23 protein-coding genes are annotated in these 19748 nt (G+C 66.5%); 13 read left to right on the top strand and 10 right to left on the bottom strand.

Features of this window, described 5'->3' with window-relative positions:
- Positions 1-3: 3 nt before the first annotated feature.
- Genes coaE through NV401_RS08320 form a run of 4 tightly spaced genes read right to left on the bottom strand, consistent with a single transcriptional unit; the run spans position 4 to position 2811 of the window.
- Positions 4-597: a dephospho-CoA kinase gene (gene coaE, locus NV401_RS08335; RefSeq protein WP_261293930.1), complete on the bottom strand. Its 594-nt coding sequence runs from the start codon at positions 595-597 to the stop codon at positions 4-6.
- Entirely contained in the window at positions 594-1406 is an 813-nt protein-coding gene (locus tag NV401_RS08330) for a shikimate dehydrogenase family protein (protein ID WP_261293929.1), read from the bottom strand. Before NV401_RS08330 ends, coaE begins: the two co-directional genes overlap by 4 nt.
- Positions 1403-1993: a Maf family protein gene (locus NV401_RS08325; protein ID WP_261293928.1), complete on the bottom strand. Its 591-nt coding sequence runs from the start codon at positions 1991-1993 to the stop codon at positions 1403-1405. Before NV401_RS08325 ends, NV401_RS08330 begins: the two co-directional genes overlap by 4 nt.
- Positions 1990-2811, bottom strand: a complete 822-nt coding sequence (locus NV401_RS08320; RefSeq protein ID WP_261293927.1) for a pyruvate, water dikinase regulatory protein — start codon at positions 2809-2811, stop codon at positions 1990-1992. The genes NV401_RS08325 and NV401_RS08320 overlap by 4 nt, the downstream gene beginning before the upstream one ends.
- 16 nt (positions 2812-2827) lie before the next feature.
- Between NV401_RS08320 and NV401_RS08315 the strand changes: the two genes are divergently transcribed.
- From NV401_RS08315 to NV401_RS08290, 6 genes are all read left to right on the top strand, one after another.
- Positions 2828-3019 carry a hypothetical protein gene (locus NV401_RS08315; protein ID WP_261293926.1) on the top strand — a complete coding sequence of 64 codons (192 nt, stop codon included), beginning with the start codon at positions 2828-2830 and terminating at the stop codon, positions 3017-3019.
- A gap of 86 nt (positions 3020-3105) precedes the next feature.
- Complete coding sequence (gene hemE, locus NV401_RS08310) at positions 3106-4137, top strand: uroporphyrinogen decarboxylase (protein ID WP_261293925.1); 1032 nt, start codon at positions 3106-3108, stop codon at positions 4135-4137.
- Positions 4137-4583 carry a CopD family protein gene (locus tag NV401_RS08305; RefSeq protein WP_261294069.1) on the top strand — a complete coding sequence of 149 codons (447 nt, stop codon included), beginning with the start codon at positions 4137-4139 and terminating at the stop codon, positions 4581-4583. The genes hemE and NV401_RS08305 overlap by 1 nt, the downstream gene beginning before the upstream one ends.
- A gap of 310 nt (positions 4584-4893) precedes the next feature.
- Entirely contained in the window at positions 4894-6150 is a 1257-nt protein-coding gene (rho, locus tag NV401_RS08300) for a transcription termination factor Rho (protein ID WP_261293924.1), read from the top strand.
- Positions 6147-6317, top strand: coding sequence for a hypothetical protein (locus tag NV401_RS08295; RefSeq protein ID WP_261293923.1), 171 nt, complete (start codon positions 6147-6149; stop codon positions 6315-6317). The genes rho and NV401_RS08295 overlap by 4 nt, the downstream gene beginning before the upstream one ends.
- Before the next feature lie 44 nt (positions 6318-6361).
- Positions 6362-7045, top strand: a complete 684-nt coding sequence (locus tag NV401_RS08290; protein WP_261294068.1) for a YjbE family putative metal transport protein — start codon at positions 6362-6364, stop codon at positions 7043-7045.
- Between the two features lie 72 nt (positions 7046-7117).
- Here NV401_RS08290 and NV401_RS08285 read toward each other — a convergent pair whose 3' ends face one another.
- Complete coding sequence (locus tag NV401_RS08285; protein ID WP_261293922.1) at positions 7118-7813, bottom strand: dienelactone hydrolase family protein; 696 nt, start codon at positions 7811-7813, stop codon at positions 7118-7120.
- Positions 7814-7919: 106 nt separating this feature from the next.
- Between NV401_RS08285 and NV401_RS08280 the strand changes: the two genes are divergently transcribed.
- The 6 genes from NV401_RS08280 to NV401_RS08255 are packed head-to-tail and all read left to right on the top strand — an operon-like array spanning position 7920 to position 13635.
- Positions 7920-8159 (top strand): DUF6489 family protein, encoded by a 240-nt coding sequence (locus tag NV401_RS08280; RefSeq protein WP_261293921.1) that lies wholly within the window; start codon positions 7920-7922, stop codon positions 8157-8159.
- A gap of 4 nt (positions 8160-8163) precedes the next feature.
- Positions 8164-9444, top strand: coding sequence for a tRNA uridine-5-carboxymethylaminomethyl(34) synthesis GTPase MnmE (mnmE, locus tag NV401_RS08275; RefSeq protein ID WP_261293920.1), 1281 nt, complete (start codon positions 8164-8166; stop codon positions 9442-9444).
- Between the two features lie 54 nt (positions 9445-9498).
- Positions 9499-11334, top strand: coding sequence for a tRNA uridine-5-carboxymethylaminomethyl(34) synthesis enzyme MnmG (mnmG, locus tag NV401_RS08270; protein ID WP_261293919.1), 1836 nt, complete (start codon positions 9499-9501; stop codon positions 11332-11334).
- A complete protein-coding gene (gene rsmG, locus NV401_RS08265; protein WP_261293918.1) occupies positions 11331-11942 on the top strand; it encodes a 16S rRNA (guanine(527)-N(7))-methyltransferase RsmG in 612 nt (203 codons plus the stop codon). Before mnmG ends, rsmG begins: the two co-directional genes overlap by 4 nt.
- On the top strand, positions 11939-12730 hold the full coding sequence (locus tag NV401_RS08260) for a ParA family protein (RefSeq protein WP_261293917.1): 792 nt from the start codon (positions 11939-11941) through the stop codon (positions 12728-12730). Before rsmG ends, NV401_RS08260 begins: the two co-directional genes overlap by 4 nt.
- Entirely contained in the window at positions 12727-13635 is a 909-nt protein-coding gene (locus NV401_RS08255) for a ParB/RepB/Spo0J family partition protein (RefSeq protein WP_261293916.1), read from the top strand. The genes NV401_RS08260 and NV401_RS08255 overlap by 4 nt, the downstream gene beginning before the upstream one ends.
- Positions 13636-13759: 124 nt before the next feature.
- Here NV401_RS08255 and holA read toward each other — a convergent pair whose 3' ends face one another.
- Genes holA through NV401_RS08235 form a run of 4 tightly spaced genes read right to left on the bottom strand, consistent with a single transcriptional unit; the run spans position 13760 to position 18298 of the window.
- Positions 13760-14773: a DNA polymerase III subunit delta gene (gene holA, locus NV401_RS08250; RefSeq protein ID WP_261293915.1), complete on the bottom strand. Its 1014-nt coding sequence runs from the start codon at positions 14771-14773 to the stop codon at positions 13760-13762.
- A 7-nt stretch (positions 14774-14780) separates the two neighbouring features.
- Entirely contained in the window at positions 14781-15281 is a 501-nt protein-coding gene (lptE, locus tag NV401_RS08245) for an LPS assembly lipoprotein LptE (RefSeq protein ID WP_261293914.1), read from the bottom strand.
- Positions 15278-17833 carry a leucine--tRNA ligase gene (gene leuS / locus NV401_RS08240; protein ID WP_261293913.1) on the bottom strand — a complete coding sequence of 852 codons (2556 nt, stop codon included), beginning with the start codon at positions 17831-17833 and terminating at the stop codon, positions 15278-15280. Before leuS ends, lptE begins: the two co-directional genes overlap by 4 nt.
- A 15-nt stretch (positions 17834-17848) precedes the next feature.
- Positions 17849-18298 (bottom strand): DUF3576 domain-containing protein, encoded by a 450-nt coding sequence (locus NV401_RS08235; protein WP_261293912.1) that lies wholly within the window; start codon positions 18296-18298, stop codon positions 17849-17851.
- Positions 18299-18540: 242 nt separating this feature from the next.
- Here NV401_RS08235 and NV401_RS08230 point away from each other — a divergent pair, with 242 nt between their 5' ends.
- On the top strand, positions 18541-19206 hold the full coding sequence (locus NV401_RS08230; protein ID WP_449325406.1) for a hypothetical protein: 666 nt from the start codon (positions 18541-18543) through the stop codon (positions 19204-19206).
- Here the strand turns inward: NV401_RS08230 and NV401_RS08225 are convergent.
- On the bottom strand, positions 19203-19736 hold the full coding sequence (locus tag NV401_RS08225) for a thiamine phosphate synthase (protein ID WP_261293911.1): 534 nt from the start codon (positions 19734-19736) through the stop codon (positions 19203-19205). The two genes, NV401_RS08230 and NV401_RS08225, sit on opposite strands and share 4 nt — an antisense overlap.
- Positions 19737-19748 lie beyond the last annotated feature (12 nt).

The following is a 19748-nucleotide window of genomic DNA, read 5'->3' as shown; positions in this document are numbered from 1 at the left end:
AGGTTATCGGCCGTCCGGGCCGATCAGGCAAGCGATCACCGCGTCCACCGCGGCTTGCGTCTCGGCCAGCGAACAATCCGTCGCAATGACGAAGTCCGCCCGCGCGCGTTTCTCGGCATCGGGGGTCTGCCGCGCCAGGATCGCCTCGAAACGCGCAGCCGTCATGCCGGGCCGCGCCAGCACGCGGGCGCGCTGGATTTCGGGGGGCGCGCTGACCACGGCGACCTTGTCGACGCGCGACTCGCCGCCGGTCTCGAACAGCAGCGGAATGTCGAACAGGACGAGCGGCGCGTCCTGATGTGCAGCCAGGAAGGCCGCGCGCTCTTCCCCAACGGCAGGATGCACCAATGCCTCCAGCTGCCGCAGCTTTGCGGTATCGCCGAGCACCGCCTCGCCGAGGGCGGTGCGGTTCACGCCTTCGGCGCCGGTCGTATCGGGAAACAACGCCTCGATCTCGGCGACCAGCCTGCCGCCCGCGCCCTGCAACCGGTGCACCGCCGCATCGGCATCGAACACCGGCACGCCGCGCGCGGCGAACATCGCCGCCACGGTCGACTTGCCCATGCCGATCGACCCGGTGAGGCCGAGCACGATCATGCGCTCAACAATGCCCGCAATTCCTCGTCGCGGTCGCGCGGCGGCTCTGCTCCGAAGAACAGTTCGAACGCCAACGCCGCCTGGCCAACCAGCATCTCCAGCCCGTCGACCGTGTCCAGATCGCGCGCCCGCGCGGCCTGCAGCAACGGCGTCTCGAGCGGCGCATAGACCACGTCATATACCAGGGCATCGTCCGGCAATGGCGCCAGATCGATCTCCAGCGGCGGTTGCCCGACCATGCCCAGCGCGCTGGTATTGACCAGCAACGCCGCCGCCGGCAGCGCGGCCGTGAGCGGCAAGGCCTGGCCCTTCAGCCCAAATGACGACAGCAGGGCCGCGCCCTTCAGCACGTTGCGGTTGAGGATCGTGACCGGCCCGACGCCGACCCGCGACAGTGCGAACAGCACCGCGCGCGCCGCGCCGCCCGCGCCGATCACGACCACCGGCTGGCCGGCGAGATCGAGATCGGCAATCGGGGCGTAAAAGCCGCCGGCATCGGTGTTGGTGCCGATGAACGTGCCGTCGTCGCTACGGAACACGGTGTTGATCGCGCCGATAGAGGATCGCACCCCGCCGGGATCCGCAACATGATCAAGCGCCGCCTGCTTGTGCGGGATGGTGATGTTGCACCCGCGCCACGCCGGATCGGCCTGACGCTGGGCGAGGAACGCGCCGAGGTCCGCTGGCGTGACGTGCGTCGCGCGGTACGCGGCATCGATGCCCAGCGCGTCGAGCCAGAAGCCGTGGATCAGCGGCGATTTGGAGTGGGTGATCGGATCGCCGATCACCTCGGCAAAGGCCTGCGTCATGACGGCATCATTCCTCTCACCCGCAGATAATCGAGTACCGGCAGCAGCGGCAGCCCGAGCACGGTGAACTGGCTGCCCTCGATCCGTGCGAACAATTGCGCGCCCGGGCCTTCGATCCGGTAGCAGCCGACACAGCCCGCGATCGCCGGCCATTCCGCATCGAGATAGGTCTCGATAAAGGCGTCGGACAGCGGCCGGACATGCATCTTGGCGCGGTCGACCACGCGCCATACCGGCTTGCATTGTTCGGCGATCACCACCGCGCTGACCAGCTCGTGGCGCTTGCCCGACATCAGCCGCAGATGCTCGGCGGCCTGCGCGCGCGTCTCGGGCTTGTCGAGCAATGTGCCGTCCTCGAGCGCGACGACCGAATCGCTGCCGAGCACCAGCGCCTCGGGATCGCGCCCCGACACGCGCAATGCCTTTAGCTCGGCCAGTGCATCGGCCAGGTCGCGCGCGTTGAGATCACGCAGGCCCGCTTTCGCCGCCTCCTCGTCCACTCCGGCCGACACGGCCTCGAACGGTACGCCCGCCGCCGACAGCATCGCGCGCCGCGACGCGCTTTGTGACGCCAACACGATTCTCATTCGCCACCCTGTTCGCCGCGGCGTTCCTGCACCAGGGCGATGATCGCCGCCGCCGTTTCCTCGATCGATCGCCTGGTGACATCGATCACCGGCCAGCCATTGTCGGCGAACATCCGCCGCGCATAGGCCACTTCGCGCGTCACCGCCTCCTGGTCGACATAATCGGTTTCCGGCGCCTGGTTGAGCGACAAGAGCCGGTTGCGCCGCACCTGGATCAGCCGATCGGCGCTGGTCGTCAGCCCGACGACGAGCGGATTCTTGAGCGTATAGAGCAGGGTCGGCGGCGGCGATTCCACCACGATCGGGATATTGGCGGTGCGATAGCCGCGATTGGCGAGATAGATCGAGGTCGGCGTCTTGGACGAGCGCGACACGCCGGCCAGCACGATGTCCGCTGCCTCCCAATTCTCCCAATTGATCCCATCGTCATGCGCCATGGTGAACTGGATCGCCTCGACGCGGTCGAAATAGGCCTCGTCGAGTACATGCTGCCGCCCCGGCCGCGCCTTGGCCTGCTGCCCGAGCAGCCCGGACAGCGCATCGTTGACCGCGTCGAGCGGCGCGACGGCGGGCAGGCCGAGCGCCCGGCAGCGTGCCTCCAGCGTGCGCCGCGTCGTGCTGTTGACCAGGGTGAAGATCACCAGCCCCGGATTCTGCGCGATCTCCTGCAGGATCCGTTCGAGATGCGCCTCGGTGCGTACCATCGGCCAGAAATGGCGGATCGTCTCGACATCGTCATATTGCGCGAGCGCCGCCTTGGCGATGTTCTCGAGCGTCTCGCCGGTCGAATCCGACAGCAGATGGAGGTGCAATCGCACGGTTCAGGATGGATCTGTGGACAACATCGGCAAAATCGCTAGCGCAACCGAAGCCCCCCGCCAAGCCGGGGATAAGCCGCAACTTGTCCACAATTCCCTGCCCAGCCGCGATATCCGTGCACAGCCTGTGGAAAACGTGGACGGCGGGCGGGAATCGCAGGCGCTGTGCGGGTCGGCGGCCGTCAAGCTGTTGGCATTTCGGGCATGACCGCATAAGCCCCGGGATCAACGCGCCAACAACCGCTACATCCTTTTTAAGAATCTAATTCTTAGTAGAAATAGGGATCGACCAGCTTGTCGATAACATCTGAATCGAAACCGCTGCTCGGCGTGCTCAAGGGTATGCGAGCCGAAACGCCCCCGATCTGGCTGATGCGCCAGGCCGGCCGCTATCTTCCCGAATATCGCGCACTCCGGGCGGAGAAAGGCGGCTTCCTGGCGCTGGCCACCGACCCGGAAGCGGCGGCCGAAGTGACGCTGCAGCCGATCCGCCGGTTCGGCTTCGATGGCGCGATCCTCTTTTCCGATATCCTAATGGTGCCCTGGGCGCTGGGCCAAGATCTGAGCTTCGGTGTGGGCGAGGGACCGCGCCTGGCACCGCCACTGATGGATACGGCACTGGCGAGCCTGGCGGCCGTCCCTGAGCGGCTCGATCCGGTCTATGCCACCGTCGCCCGGGTCGCGGCTGCGCTGCCGCCAGAAACCACCTTCCTGGGCTTTGCCGGCAGCCCCTGGACGGTCGCGACCTATATGGTCGCCGGGCAGGGCAGCAAGGACCAGGGCGAAACCCGCCGCGCCGCCTATCGCGATCCACTGGCGTTCGCCGAGATCATCGACGCGATCACGGCGATGACGGTCGACTATCTCTCTGCGCAGATCGAAAACGGCGTGGAGGCGGTGCAATTGTTCGACAGCTGGGCCGGCTCGCTCAGCCCGGCGCAGTTCGAGCGCTGGGTGATCGCGCCCAATGCGGCGATCGTCGCGGGGCTGAAGGAACGCCACCCGGAGACGCCGATCATCGGTTTCCCCAAGGGCGCCGGCGGCAAGCTGCCCGCCTATGCGCGCGAAACCGGCGTCGATGCGGTCGGGCTCGACGAGACGGTCGATCCGGTCTGGGCCGACGCCAATCTGCCCAAGCACATGCCGGTGCAGGGCAATCTCGATCCGCTTGCCCTGATTGCCGGCGGCACGGCGCTGGACGAGGCGATCGATCGCGTGCTTGCGGCGTTCGTGGATCGCCCGCATATCTTCAACCTGGGGCATGGCATCCTGCCGGACACCCCCATAGAACATGTCGAGGCGCTCCTCGCGCGGGTACGTACATGATGGAGCGACTGATCGTGGCGTATAACTGGTATCTCGCCGCGCATGTGATCTTCGTGATCTTCTGGATGGCCGGCCTGTTCATGCTGCCGCGCTATCTCGTCTATCACCAGGAAGCGCTCGCCGCCGGCCGGGCCGAGGAGGCAGCCCTGTGGGTCGAGCGCGAGGGCAAGATCCGCAAGATCATCCTCTCGCCCGCCATGATCATCGTCTGGCTGCTCGGCCTCACGCTGGCGACGATCGGGCAGCACTGGGCCGAGCCGTGGCTGCACGCCAAATTGCTCTTCGTGCTGGGCCTGAGCGGCTATCACGGCTGGGCGGTCGGCTATGCCAAGAAGCTCGCGGCGAACAAGCCGACGCTGAGCGGCAAGACGCTGCGCATGCTGAACGAAATCCCGGCGGTCACCGCCGCGGTGATCGTGGTGCTGGTGATCGTGAAGCCGTTCTAATCTAATACGAGCCAACTTCCGACCCTACCCCGGCGAACGCCGGGGCCCAGTCGCGATGGCCGATATAACAAAGCGCAGCCGAAGTTACCTCTGTTTCCCAACTGGGCCCCGGCGTTCGCCGGGGTGGGGCGGAGACGGGTACTCGCACCCAACGTCACAACCCCGTTGACTTGGGCCCTGCCCTCTCTTACCCCCTGCCACTGTCGGCACACGGTTTCTCCGCGTCGGCATCCTCCTCCCGCATCGCTTGCCCGAGTTCTTCGCGCACCCCCTCGATGCCCACTCCCCAGACTAGCCGGACGCTGATCCCATGCATCTCAAAGACCTCAAGAACAAAAAACCGGCCGAACTGGTCAGCATGGCGGAGGAGCTCGGCGTCGAAGGCGCCTCGACGCTGCGCAAGCAGGACCTGATGTTCGCGATCCTCAAGGTCCAGGCCGAAGAGGGCGAGATGATCATGGGCGAGGGCACGATCGAAGTGCTGCCCGATGGCTTCGGTTTCCTGCGCAGCCCGCAGTCGAACTATCTCGCCGGCCCCGACGACATCTATGTCTCGCCCAACCAGGTGCGCAAATTCGGGCTGCGCACCGGTGACACGGTCGAGGGCGAGATCCGCGGGCCCAAGGATGGCGAACGCTATTTCGCGCTGGTGAAGCCGTCCAAGGTCAATTTCGACGATCCCGAAGCGGTGCGCCACCGCGTCAATTTCGACAATCTGACGCCGCTCTATCCGGAATCGAAGCTCACGCTCGACACGCTCGATCCGACGCAGAAGGACAAGTCCGCGCGCGTCATCGATATCGTCAGCCCGCAGGGCAAGGGCCAGCGTACTTTGATCGTCGCGCCACCGCGCGTCGGCAAGACGGTGATGCTGCAGAATATCGCGCGCGCCATTTCCGAGAACCATCCCGAGGTGTTCCTGATCGTCCTGCTGATCGACGAGCGTCCCGAGGAAGTCACCGACATGCAGCGCAGCGTGAAGGGCGAGGTCGTCTCCTCGACCTTCGACGAACCCGCGCAGCGCCACGTGCAGGTCGCCGAGATGGTGATCGAAAAGGCCAAACGCCTGGTCGAGCACAAGAAGGACGTGGTGATCCTGCTCGATTCGATCACCCGCCTGGGCCGCGCCTACAACACCGTTGTGCCGAGCTCGGGCAAGGTGCTGACCGGCGGCGTCGACGCGAATGCGCTGCAGCGCCCCAAGCGCTTCTTCGGTGCCGCGCGCAACATCGAGGAAGGCGGTTCGCTGTCGATCATCGCCACCGCGCTGATCGACACCGGCAGCCGCATGGACGAAGTGATCTTCGAGGAATTCAAGGGCACTGGTAACTCGGAAATCGTGCTCGACCGCAAGGTCGCCGACAAGCGCGTCTTCCCGGCGCTCGACGTGGGCAAGTCCGGCACGCGCAAGGACGAGCTGCTGGTCGACAAGGTCAAGCTCAGCAAGATGTGGGTGCTGCGCCGCATCCTGATGCAGATGGGCACGATCGACGCGATGGAATTCCTGCTCGACAAGATGAAGGATTCCAAGACCAACGAGGACTTCTTCGACAGCATGAACCAGTGACGGTGCGCGCGCCCGATCCAGCCATGCTGGATCAGGCGCGCAGCGGTCTGGCCGGCGCGTGTCGCCCGGCCGACGGCGTGGGCATTGCCCACGCCTTTTTTGTGGCAACCGTCGCCCACCCCTTTACGTTGATCTCGATCACCACGCCCCCGGAGACCCCCTTGTGAGCATCCTTGCCCTGCTGGCCGCCGCCCTTCCCACGGTCGAGCCGATGTCGCTCAGCTGGCTGTGGAATCACATCGTCAGCGACTTCGCCAATATCGGCACCGCCTCCGCGATGACCGCCTTCGCCACCGTCGTGCTGCTCGACGTGGCACTCGCGGGTGACAACGCTATCATCGTCGGCGCGCTTGCCGCCGGCCTGCCCAGCGATCAGCGCCGCAAGGTTATCCTGATCGGTATTCTCGCCGCGCTGGTGCTGCGCATCATCTTCGCGGTTGCCGTGTTGTACGGCCTGGAGAGCTTCAAAAGCTATGGTCTGGTGCTCGGTGGCGGTCTGCTGCTGCTATGGGTGGCGTGGAAGATGTACCGCGAACTGCGCCCCAAGGGCGCACCGGGCGGATCGCCGGAAGTGGATGGCGACGAGAATAGCGGCATTCGCCCTGCGAAGAGCTTTCTTGCCGCTGCCTGGGCAGTGGCCGTTGCCGACGTGTCGATGAGCCTCGATAACGTGCTCGCCGTCGCTGGCGCAGCGCGCGAGCATCCCGGCATCATGGTCATCGGGCTGATCCTGTCGGTCGCGCTGATGGGCCTCGCGGCCAATGTGATCGCCAAATATATCGAGCGCTATCGCTGGATCGCCTGGGTCGGGCTGGTCATCATCGTCTATGTCGCCGGCAAGATGATTTTCGAAGGCTTTCACGATGTGCAGCCGTTGATCGGCGCGATCGCGTAACGCCAGTCCCTGCCCGATCTGACCGGATCGGGCGGCGGCGGGCAGCATTTGCGCTGCCCGCCGCCGGTTCGCTTATTTGAGATGCTCGGCGAAGAACGCCGCCGTCCGGCCATCGGCAAGGTCCGCCGCGGCGGGCGACCGCCGGTCGCCAAATTCCGTCGCGAAGCCGTGATCCTCGCCGGGATAATCGTACAGCGTCACGCGCGGGTGATCATCCAGCCCCTCGTGCATCCGCGCCTGCGCCGGCTTGTCGACGAAATGATCTTCGACCGGCACGTGCAGCAATACCGGCCGCGCGATCGCGTGCTTCTCGCCAAGCAGGCCATCGATGCCGACCCCGTAATAGCCGACGCTCGCGTCGATATCGGTGCGCGCCGCGGTCATGAACGCCAGCCGCCCGCCAAGGCAATAACCGACCGCGCCGACCTTGCCGCCGCCGACCTTGGCGCGTGCCGCGCGGATCGTCGCCTCGATATCGGCGATGCCCAGATCCTGATCGAACTTGCCGAACAGATCGAGCCCGCGCTGCATCTGCTCCGGAACATCGGGATCGAGTTCGATTCCCGGCTCGAGCCGCCAGAAGAGGTCGGGCGCGATCGCCAGATAGCCATTTGCCGCCAGGGCATCGCATTTGCTGCGGATACCGGCATTCACGCCGAACACTTCCTGGATGACGACGATCGCGGCGGTCGGCGTGCCTGCCGGTTCGGCGACATAGGCGTCGAAGCGCCCGTCATGGTCGAGCGTGTCGATGGTGATCGTGGTCAAGGGCGGTTCCTTTGCGGTTGGGCGTTGCGGTTGCGGCGCGGTCGCGCGCATACATGGCCACAGGGTATGCCGCGCGATACGCCGGCTCAAGCGGAGATGCAGTGCCATGAAATTCAATGTCGAGCTGGACTGCACGCCGGAAGAAGCGCGTCGCATGATGGGCCTGCCGGACCTCACGCCGGTCCATGAGAAATATATCGCCTCGCTGACCGGCGCGATGGACGGCGTGGTCTCGCCCGATCTGCTCGAAGGCATGATGCGCAGCTGGGCGCCGATGAACGATGCCGGGATGGGATTCTGGCGCAAGATGTTCGAGACGGCGAGCACGACCAAGACGCCGGACTGACGCGATGAGCACGATCTACGCCGTCTCCAGCGGTGCGCCGCCGGCGGCGATCGCCGTGCTGCGCATCAGCGGGCCGGACGCGCTGGCCGCGGCGACGGCGCTCGCCGGCCCATTGCCGGACGACCGGCGCGCAACGCTCCGCGCGCTGCGCGATCCGGCCGACCAGGCGATCCTCGACCGCGCGCTGGTGCTGGTGTTCCGCGCGCCGACCACGGCGACCGGCGAGGATCTGGTCGAGCTGCATCTCCATGGTGGCCGCGCCGTCGTCGCTGCGGTGGAGCGCACCCTGGCGGTGATGCCGGGCCTGTCTCCTGCCCAGCCCGGTGACTTTACACGCCGGGCGTTGACCAACGGCCGCATCGATCTGACCGAGGCGGAAGGCCTGGGAGACCTGCTCACGGCAGAGACGGAGAGCCAGCGCCGCGCGGCGATGTTCACTGCCGAGGGCGGCCTCCGTCGCCATGTCGCGACCTGGTCCGACCGGATCCTCGCAATGTCGGCGCGGGTCGAGGCAGAGCTCGATTTTGCCGACGAGGATGATGTGGATGCCGCCGATCTCGACGCGGTAAAGGTGGCGGCTTTGCGCCTGGCGGACGAGATCGACGCACTGGTCGGCCAGCCCCCCGTCGAGCGCCTGCGCGACGGCATAAGGGTCGTGCTCGCCGGCCCACCGAACAGCGGCAAGTCCACGTTGCTCAACGCGCTGATCGATCGGGACGCGGCGATCGTGTCGCCGATCGCCGGGACGACGCGGGACCGGATCGACGCACCCGTGCACCGCGACGGGATCGCCTATGTGCTGACCGATACGGCGGGGCTGGCGGCGGTGACGCTCGATCCGATCGAGCGGATGGGGATCGAGCGAACGCGCTCGGCAATGGATTTCGCGGACGTGCTCCTATGGCTCGGTGACAGCGACGCACCGCGGGGGGCGTTGTGGGTTCATTCGCGCGCCGACGAGGCCGGACGCGAGGTGTTGCCCGCAGGGCGCGACCTTGCCGTCTCGGCGGCGACCGGGGCGGGCATCGCTGCCCTGTGGCAGGGGATCGCATCCCGTGCGCGGCAATTGCTGCCTCGGCTCGATGAGGTCGTGTTGAACGAGCGCCAGCGTGCGCTGGCGGGAGAGGCGGCGGCGCTGCTGCGGACGGTCGGCGACCATCAGGACCCGCTGCTGATTGCCGAGCAGCTGCGTTATGCTCTGGCGACGATCGATCGCATCACCGGCCACAGCGATACCGAGGCAATGCTCGACGCCTTGTTCGGGAAGTTCTGCATCGGGAAGTGATGTTCCACGTGGAACGCTTTGACTTGCTCGCCGGCAATGCCTAGCGAGATGGGCATGTCCACATTCGATGTTATCGTCGTCGGGGGCGGCCATGCCGGCGTCGAGGCCGCGGCGGCCGCGGCGCGGCGCGGCGCGCGCACCGCATTGGTCAGCTTTGACGCAACCAAGATCGGCGCCATGTCCTGCAATCCGGCGATCGGTGGGCTCGGCAAGGGCCATCTGGTGCGCGAGGTCGACGCCTTCGACGGGTTGATGGCGCGGGCGACCGATGCCGCCGGGATTCATTATCGCATGCTCAACCGCTCTAAGGGGAGCGCGGTGCAGGGGCCGCGCGTGCAGGCGGATCGCCGGCGATATTCCACCGCGATACAGCAGGCGGTCACCGCGCAGACCAACCTCACCGTCATCGAAGGCGAAGCGGCGGCCTTGTCGTTCGGTCGGTCGGGTGCCGTTGCCGGGCTGGAATTGGCGGACGGCCGGTGTCTCGATGCGCCGGCCGTAGTGTTGGCAACCGGCACCTTCCTTGGCGGGCGCATGTTCCGCGGGGAAGAGCGGCTGGCCGGCGGGCGTATCGGCGAGGCGGCGGCAACACGGCTGGCGGTGCAGTTGCGCGATGCCAAGTTGCCGATGACGCGGCTCAAGACCGGCACGCCACCGCGGCTCGACGGGCGGACGATCGACTGGGCGATGCTGGCCGAACAGCCGAGCGATCTCGATCCCTGGACGATGTCGCCCGTTTCTCCCGGCCGGCCGCTGCCGCAGACCTTCTGTGCGATCACGCGGACGACGCCCGTCACGCACGATATCATCCGCGCGTCACTCGATCGATCGCCCTTGTTTGGTGGCGCGATCGACGGCGTCGGCCCGCGCTATTGCCCGTCGATCGAGGACAAGATCCATCGCTTCGGCGACCGCGACGGCCATCAGATATTTCTCGAGCCCGAGGGGCTGGACGATCATGTCATCTATCCCAACGGGATTTCGACATCGCTGCCGGCCGACGTGCAGGAAGCGATGATCCGGTCCATTCCCGGTCTGGAAAACACGCAGATCATGATGGCCGGCTATGCCGTCGAATATGACCATATCGATCCGCGCGCGCTGGCGCCGACGCTGGAAGTGCGTGCACTGCCCGGCCTGTTCTGTGCGGGGCAGATCAATGGGACGACCGGCTATGAAGAGGCCGCCGGCCAGGGACTGATCGCTGGACTCAACGCGGCTGCGGTGGCGCTGGAGCTGGCACCGGTCGTGCTCGATCGCGCCAGCAGCTATCTTGGCGTCATGATCGACGATCTGGTGCTGCAGGGCGTGACCGAACCGTATCGCATGCTCACGGCGCGGGCGGAGTATCGCTTGCGGTTGCGCGCCGACAATGCCGAAACGCGGCTTGGGGGCGTCGCCGAAGAAGCGGGTTGCCTCAGTGCTGAACGCCGGGCGCGCCTCGCTCAGCGGCGCGCCGAACTCGCAATCATCGCTGGTGAACTGGAGCAGGTCATCCCGGCCAATGCGCTGCCCGATCGGCCGGCCGGCTCGGAACCGGCGCGCACTGCCGCGGAATGGCTGCGGATTGCCGGGCTCGACATCGAGCAGATCATGCCCGGAATGGTCGATCGACACGATCCCGCGCTGCTCGCCGAAGCGGTCGAAGATGCCCGCTATGCACCCTATATTGCCCGGCAGGACAATGAGGTCGCGCGGCTCCGCGGCAACAATGCGATCGTCCTGCCGGCCGAGATCGACTTCGCCGGTATCCCCGGCCTGTCGCACGAGATGATTGAGCGTCTGACCGCCGCCCGCCCTGCCACGCTGGGTGCGGCGGGGCGCATTCGGGGCATCACGCCGGCGGCGCTGACGGCGATCATGCTGCATGCGCAGAAGCGCGCCGCATGACCGAGGGCGACGCCAAGCAATGGATTGCCGATCGCTTTGGTGCGGCGGCCCTCGGCAAGCTCACCGCGCTTTCGGCGCTGGTCGCGGACGAAGCGTCACGCCAGAATCTCGTCTCGGCGGCGACGCTGGAATCGATGTGGAACCGCCATATTCTCGACTCCGCGCAGCTCGTGCCGTTGGCCAAGGGCACGCCCGGTACCTGGGTCGACATTGGCAGCGGCGCGGGGTTCCCCGGCCTTGTTGTAGCGGCGCTGCGCAGCGATCCGATGATCCTGATCGAGCCACGCAAGCGGCGGGTCGAATTCCTCCGCGCGGCGGCGTCTGCTCTCGACCTCGACCATGTGACCGTTAAACTTGCCAAGTCACAGAATGTCGAGGCGCGCGCGACGGTCATTTCGGCACGTGCGGTGGCATCGGTGACCGCATTGTTCGAAGCCGCGCGTCATATCGGTACACCTGCGACCAAATGGCTGCTACCCAAGGGGCTCGCTGCGCGCGAAGAAGTGGCACAGGCGCAGCGATCGTGGCATGGTACGTTTCACGTGGAACACAGCGTCACCGATCCGAATTCCATGATCGTGATCGCGCAAGGGGTCTCTCGTCGATGAACGTCATAGCGGTTGCGAACCAGAAGGGCGGGGTCGGCAAGACGACGACGGCGATAAACGTCGGTACGGCGCTCGCGGCGACCGGGCAGCGCGTGCTGATCATCGATCTCGATCCGCAGGGCAATGCATCCACCGGCCTGGGCATCAACCGCGCTGATCGCGAAAAATCGACTTACGACATCCTGCTCGGTGAAATGTCGGTGACCGAGGCGGCCGTGGCGACCTGTGTGCCCAAGCTCGATATCGTCCCGGCGACGTCCGACCTGTCCGGCGCGGAGATCGAACTCGTCGAATATGAGGAGCGGACGCATCGGCTGAACCGTGCGCTCAGCCGCTGCGAGGAGCGCTGGGACGTCGTGTTGATCGATTGCCCGCCGTCGCTCGGGCTGCTGACTCTCAACGCGATGGTCGCGGCCAATTCGCTGCTCGTGCCGCTGCAATGCGAATTCTTTGCACTCGAAGGGCTGAGCCAGCTGCTCGGCACGGTCGAGCGCATCCGCGAACGCTTCAATCCCGGCCTGACCATTCTCGGTGTCGCGCTGACGATGTACGATCGTCGCAACCGCCTGACCGATCAGGTGTCGAACGATGTCCGCGCTGTGCTGGGCCGCGTCGTGTTTGAAACTGTCATTCCGCGCAACGTGCGACTGTCGGAAGCGCCGAGCCACGGCCTTCCCGCGCTGATCTACGATTATCGCTGTTCGGGCTCCGAAGCCTATATCGCGCTCGCGCGCGAGCTGATCGGCCGCCTGCCCACCCCCGCCACGCCCTATACGAAGGCCGCATGACCGACACCACGCCAGAAGCCGGCCTGCCCGCCCGTCCAAAGCCGCGCTCCGGCCTGGGGCGCGGTCTCAACGCCTTGCTGGGCGACATGGCGCGCGAAGAGCCGGTCGGCAGCGACGAAAAGCTCGCGCCTGGCTTGCGCACCTTGCCGGTCGGATCGCTTACCCCGCATCCGGGGCAGCCGCGGCGTCATTTCGAGGAATCCGCGCTCGACGAACTCGCCACTTCGATCGCGGCGCGCGGGCTGATCCAGCCGATCGTCGTCCGGCCGCACGGCAAGGGCTATCAGATCGTTGCCGGCGAGCGCCGCTGGCGCGCGGCGCAGCGTGCCCGACTGCACGAAGTGCCGGTGATCATCCGTGACTTCGACGATGCCGAAACGCTCGAAGTCGCGCTGGTGGAAAACATCCAGCGCCAGGATCTCAATGCGATCGAAGAGGCCGAGGCCTATCACCGGCTGATCGAGGATTTCGGTCATACGCAGGAAGCGCTGGGCAAATTGGTGCACAAGTCGCGCAGCCATATCGCCAATCTGCTACGCCTGCTCGATCTGCCACAGCCGGTCCAGGAACGCGTCGTCACCGGCGAGCTGACCATGGGCCATGCCCGGGCGCTGATCGGTGCGCCGGACATCGAGACGCTGTCCGACCAAGTTGTCGCCAAGGGGCTGTCGGTACGCGAAACCGAGCGGCTCGCGCGGGCGGCAAAGCCGGAGCAGCGTGCGCGCTCGGGGGGCGATGGCGGGCGTGATGCGGATCTTGCCGCGCTCGAACATCAATTGGGCGATCTGCTCGGGCTGTCGGTGCGCGTCACGCATAGCGCCAAGGGCGGGACGATGACGCTGAACTATGCCACGCTCGACCAATTAGACATGATTTGTCAAAGGCTTACTGGCGAGCGGATTTAAGCGGCGAGCCCCAAATTTGCGTCATCCTGACGAAAGTCAGGATCCATCTCGCCTCTCGGGTGATCGGGTTTGCGGCGCGATGGATCCTGAATCGAGTTCAGGATGACGGTCGCTTTGGGAGGGCCTAGCGCTGCCGCGCCGCGATCCTGGCCACGGCCACGATTGCCTGTTCGGCGAGCACCGCACCTGCACTGGCCGAGCCCATCATACCTCGCTCGGCCTGGCGGACGCGATCGATCGCGGCGGCGAGCCGCTCGCTTGGCCAATGGCGCAGCGCCCGCGCGGTGATCGCCTTCTCGCGGAAGAACACGTTCTCGGTTACCTGCGCCACCCCTGCCCCGGCATCGACCTGCGCCCGCAATTCGGCCAAGGTCATCAGCCGCCGGGTCAGCTGCCGAAGCACCGGGATCGGCGACACGCCGGCCTCGCTCAGCCGCGCCAGTTCCATACCCAACGTATCCGCCCGCCCATCGATCGCGGCGTCGATCGCGCGGCTCATTTCGGCATCGCCGACATCCGCGCCGATCGCATCCAGCGCTGCGTCGTCGATCTCGCGCGGGCGGTCCGGCCCGGCATCGAGATACAGCGCCAATTTCTCCAGCTCCCGCGTCATCACCGCGCGGTCACCGCCGGTCGCCGCGGCGATGCGCGTCGCGGTATCGCCGGTGGTGCGCATGTCGTGCTCGCGGGCGATCGTCGAGACCAGTTTGTCCGCCTCGGGCCCCTCCGGCATGTAGCAGGCGAAGGCCATCGCGCGCGGCGACATCTGGGCCAGCTTGACCACCTTGGCCGTGCCCTTGAGCGTGGGCGCGATCGCCACCACCGGGTTGCCGGCGCGCTCCATGCCGAGCAGCAGCGTCAGCGCCTCCAGGCTCTCCTCCCCTGCCCCGCTGATGCGGATATGCCGTGCGCCGCCGAACAGCGACAGCGATGCCGCCTCGTCGGTCAGCCGGCCGGGGTTGGATTTGAGCGTGGATGGTTCGAGATCGACGCGCTCCGCTTCCGGCCCCATGCGCCGGGCCAGGCGTAGCGCGAGATCGAGCGCCCCGGCTTCGTCGGGGCCATGCAGCAGGAACAGCCGGATATCGGAGCCCGGCGCGTCGATCGCCGCGCGGATCTGGTTGGCATTGGCCTTCATGCCGCCGTCACGGCGCGGTCGGAGCGGTCCGCCGCACGTACAGCGCCACGCGCGAGACGATCTGGTCCGCGACGATGCCCGACAGGCGCTCGAGCGCGGTATTTTCGGCCGCGATCGTGGCATATTCCGAGCCGACCGCGTCGATCCCGGCATCCGACCCAGCAGTGGCGTCGAGCAGGACTGCGCCGTCGACCAGGTTGATCAACTGGTAGCGCGCGCGCAGCGTCCGGCGTTCGCGCGCCACGCTGTTGTCGCGCCGCACGCCGAGCCCGGTAATCCTGTCGTCGAGCCGCACTTCGAGGCGATACACGGCGGGCGCCTTGCCGGCCTGCAGTCGATCGCTCAGCGCGGTCGACATCAGCCAGCCGGATTTGCCCTGGATCGGCGCGACCTCGATCTGCGTCAGCGTCGTCGCCACCACGCCGGCGCCACCGCCGCTGTAGAGCGGTTGCAGGCCGCAGCCGGTGAGTGACAGCGCGAGCGCGGCAAAGATCAGGTACGGCTTCATGCGACGACGTTTACCAGACGATCGGGCACGACGATGATCTTTTTCGGTGTTGCGTCGCCGATACTGCGCTGGACGTTGGGATTGGCCAGGGCGAGCGCTTCCATCACGTCCTTGGCCGTGCCCTTTGCCATCGTGACCGTATCACGCAGCTTGCCGTTGACCTGCAGCGCGATCGTCACCTCGTCTTCCACCAGCAGCGCCGGATCGACTTCGGGCCAGGGTGCATCGGCGATCAGCCCGTCATTACCCGCGGCGGCCCAGGCTTCCTCGGCGATATGCGGCGCCATCGGCGCGACCAGCCGCATCAGCGTGGCAATCGCCGCGCTGCGCGAGGCCGAGGGCGCGGCACGCTCGATCTCATTGACCAGCGCATACAGTTTGGCCACCGCCTTGTTGAAGCTAAGTGCATCAATATCAACGGCAATTCCGGCGATTGTCTGGTGGAGCTTGCGGTCCAGCGCGGCGTCCTTGGAGGCACCTTCCCCACCCTCTGTTGCGCCGTCGAACAGACGCCACAAGCGCTGGACGAAGCGCCACGATCCTTCGATGCCGGATTCGCTCCACGGCAGATCGCGCTCGGGGGGGCTGTCCGACAGCATGAACCAGCGTACCGCGTCCGCGCCGTACTGATCGACGATTGGCTCGGGATCGACCGTGTTCTTCTTGGACTTGGACATCTTCTCGACGCGGCCGATCGTCACGGCCTCGCCGGTGGCGATCTCGAAGACGCCCCCATCACGGCGCTCGATATCGTCCGGGCCGAGCCAGAGCGGCTTGTGGATCACATCGACGCCGTCGGTGCCGAGCGTCTCGATCGTGCGGCTATACGTCTCGTGCGTCACCATGCCTTGCGTGAACAGGCCGGCGAACGGCTCGGCCACGTCGAGCTGGCCGATATGCTTCAGCGCGCGGGTCCAGAAGCGCGCGTAGAGCAGGTGCAGAATGGCATGCTCGACACCGCCGATATATTGCCCGACCGGCAGCCATTGCTCGGCCACCGCACGATCGAACGGCTTGCCCTCGGGCTGGCTGGCGAAGCGGATGAAATACCAGGAGGAATTGACGAACGTGTCGAGCGTATCCGTCTCGCGCCGCGCTGTGGCGCCGCAGGACGGGCAATCGACCGTGTTCCACGCGGTGTGGCGATCGAGTGGGTTGCCCGGCACGTCGAAGCTGACGTCCTCGGGCAGCACCACGGGCAATTGGTCGCGCGGCACCGGCACGACGCCACACGTGTCGCAATGGATGATCGGGATCGGCGTGCCCCAGTAACGCTGGCGGCTGACGCCCCAGTCGCGCAGGCGGAACACGGTCGAGCCGGTGCCCCAGCCCTCGCCCTCGGCACGCGAGATCACCGTGCGTTTGGCGTCCTCGATGTCCATGCCGTCGAGGAAATGCGAGTTCACCAGCACGCCGGGGCCGCCATAGGCCTCGTTGCCGACGAACACCGGGTCCTCGATTTCGCCTTCCGAGACGACGCGCTTGACCGGCAGGCCGTATTTGCGCGCGAAATCGAGATCGCGCTGGTCGTGCGCCGGCACGCCGAACACCGCGCCGGTGCCATATTCCATCAACACGAAATTGGCGATGTAGACCGGCAGCTGCCAGGCGGGATCGAGCGGGTGCGTCGCGGTCAGCCCGGTATCGAAGCCGAGTTTCTCCTGCGTTTCCAGTTCGGCCGCGGTGGTGCCGCCGCGCTTGCACAATTCGATGAACGCCGCCGCGTCGGGATTGCGGTCGGCCAGCGCGCGCGCGATCGGGTGATCTGCCGCGACCGCGACGAAGGCCGAGCCGAACATCGTGTCCGGCCGCGTGGTGAACACGTCGACCTTGTCGCCGTCAGACAGCTTGAACGAGAAGGTCAGCCCCTGGCTGCGGCCGATCCAGTTCTCCTGCATCAGCTTGACCTTGTCGGGCCAATGTTCGAGCGCGCCGAGACCATTGAGCAAATCGTCGGCGAAATCGGTGATCTTGAGGAACCACTGGCTGAGCTTGCGCCGCTCGACCAGCGCGCCCGAGCGCCAGCCGCGCCCGTCGATGACCTGCTCGTTGGCGAGCACGGTCATGTCGACCGGATCCCAATTAACCGCCGATTCCTTGCGATAGACAAGGCCCGCCTTGAACAGATCGAGGAACAGCGCCTGTTCGTGGCCGTAATAGTCCGGTTCGCAGGTCGCCAGCTCGCGCGTCCAATCGAGCGCGAAACCCAGGCGCTTGAGCTGCGCCTTCATCGTTTCGATATTGGCGCGGGTCCAGGCGCCGGGATGGACGCCCTTTTCCATCGCGGCATTCTCGGCCGGCATGCCGAACGCGTCCCAGCCCATCGGATGGAGCACTTCATGCCCGATCATGCGGCGATAGCGCGCCAGCACGTCGCCCATCGTGTAATTGCGCACATGGCCCATGTGAATCCGCCCGGAAGGGTACGGAAACATTTCGAGCACGTAGGAACGGGGCTTGGGGCTGTCGTCGCGCGCGGCAAAGGTGCGGGACTCGTCCCACACCTTCTGCCAGCTTGCGTCCGCCTTCAGCGCATTGAAGCGCGACGCCATAATATTGCTCTTTCGTTATCCGGCGACGGAGCCGCGGCGCAGATCGCGCGCACGGGTCAGGATCGCATCTTCGAGTTTCTGGACGGTGGCGGCCTTGACCGGCGCCGCGACCCACTGGCCGCCCTGGTTCACCTCGCGCAGTGCCGAGACGCGCAGGCCGTCGGCGCGCAGATCCTGATCGAGGATCATCACCGTGACCTTGACGCGTTCGGTCGGCGCGGCCGGGTTGATATACCAGTCGGTCACGATCACGCCGCCGTTCGAGTCGGTCTGGACCAGCGGCATGAAGCTCAGCGTGTCGAGGCTGGCGCGCCACAGATAGGAATTCACGCCGATCGTGGTGATCTTGGACGCAGCGAGATCCGCCTTGGGGCGGTCCTTGCCACCGCCGCATGCGGCGAGCGTCAGCGGCAGCACGAGGCCGGCTAGCGCAAGAGCCAATTTGGGGGCCGGAAGGCGGATCATCGGCGATTTCCTGGGCGTAAAAGGACAGAGGGAGGCGCATCTATAGATGGTCTCGCGTCTGCCGCAAGGCTGGCCGCCTGTGGGTCTGATGCAACACTCCTACATAAAGTGACTCTGCCCGGTAGTGACTCGGGAAATATTCGGTATAGCCGCGTTATAGAGCGTCGGTCCGCAACGGGCCGCTCAGGGGTAGTTTCGTGGTCGCAGGTCGTTTGATGGCAGGATTGGGATTGGGGGGGCTGTTGGCCGCCGCGATCTTCGTCGCGCCCGCGATCGGCGCGCCCGATAGCGCGAATGCCGCGCAACGGCGGGCTTTTATCGGCCGCGGCATCGGTTCCTTCACCCCGGCCTCGGCGGATCCGCGGCTCGCCGCGCTGTTCTCGCGCGGCGGACTCGAGACCAGCGGCTTCCGCTTCACCCCGTCCGAGTCGCGCCGCGGCGGCAACCGCGCGGTGACCGTCGCGGTACGCGCGCGCTCGACTCAGGGCGCGGGCTACGGCGATCGCGGCTTGATCGCGGCACCGGCGGTCAGCCTGGCACCGATCGCCTATAATCTGGGTGCGGCGGTCGGCTGGAAGCGGTTTGCCGTATCGGGCGACATTGCCCGCGTCGATCTCGCCGGCCTGCCCGGCAGCCGCGAGACGGTGGATGTCGGGATCAGCTATACTGGCAAGAAATTCAGCACCCGCGTCAAGGCGATTGCGGATCGCCCGCTGGCCGGCACGCCGAAGCTGGTCGAGGAAGCACCGAGCTATGCGCTCGATGTCGGCGGCTCCTATTCGCTGACGCGCAACTTCGATGTGACCGCGGGCCTGCGCTACAAATCGGAGCGTGACCGGCTCGAGCGGCTCAAGGACGATCGCCTGGATAGCCAGGCCGTCTATGTCGGGACCGCCTTCCGCTTCTAAGCCGGCGGCGTGCGCCACGCATCGATCGCCGCCCAGCCGTAAAATCCCTTAAGCGTGCGAAAGCGCCGAGCGGTCATGCCGCCGAGCGCAATCGCTGGTATGTCGAGCCCGCGCAGCAAAGCTGCGGCTGCCGTGCGACCCAGTGTTTTGCCGCCGGGATGCGAGCGCGTCGCGAATAGCGGCGAGACGAACAGCAGATCGGCGCCCGCCCTGATCCCGGCGATCGCCTCGCGCCGCGAATGTGCCGGCCAGGTGCGAATTTCGCCCGCGCGCCGCCGGGCTGCGCCGTGGACGCCATCCGCCCGTGCCAGTCGCTGGCGCCCGGCCACGATCAGCATCAGCCGGTTGCGCCGCGCAACTTTTGCCACTCGGGCAAACAGCGTTCGGCGCTCGGCAGGCGGTGTCGCATAATGGCGGAAGATCACCCCTGAACCACGCGGCAGCGCGTTCAGCGCGCGCCACAGATCGTCGCCGAGCCGCTCGTCGGTCATCAGCCACTGCGTGGGCAAGTTGCGGTGGCGGCGCGGCACGACGCTCCCTAT

It is taken from the genome of Sphingomonas hylomeconis (assembly GCF_025370105.1).
Classification (GTDB): Bacteria; Pseudomonadota; Alphaproteobacteria; order Sphingomonadales; family Sphingomonadaceae; genus Sphingomonas; species Sphingomonas hylomeconis.
This window is presented reverse-complemented; position numbering and strand designations above follow the sequence as displayed.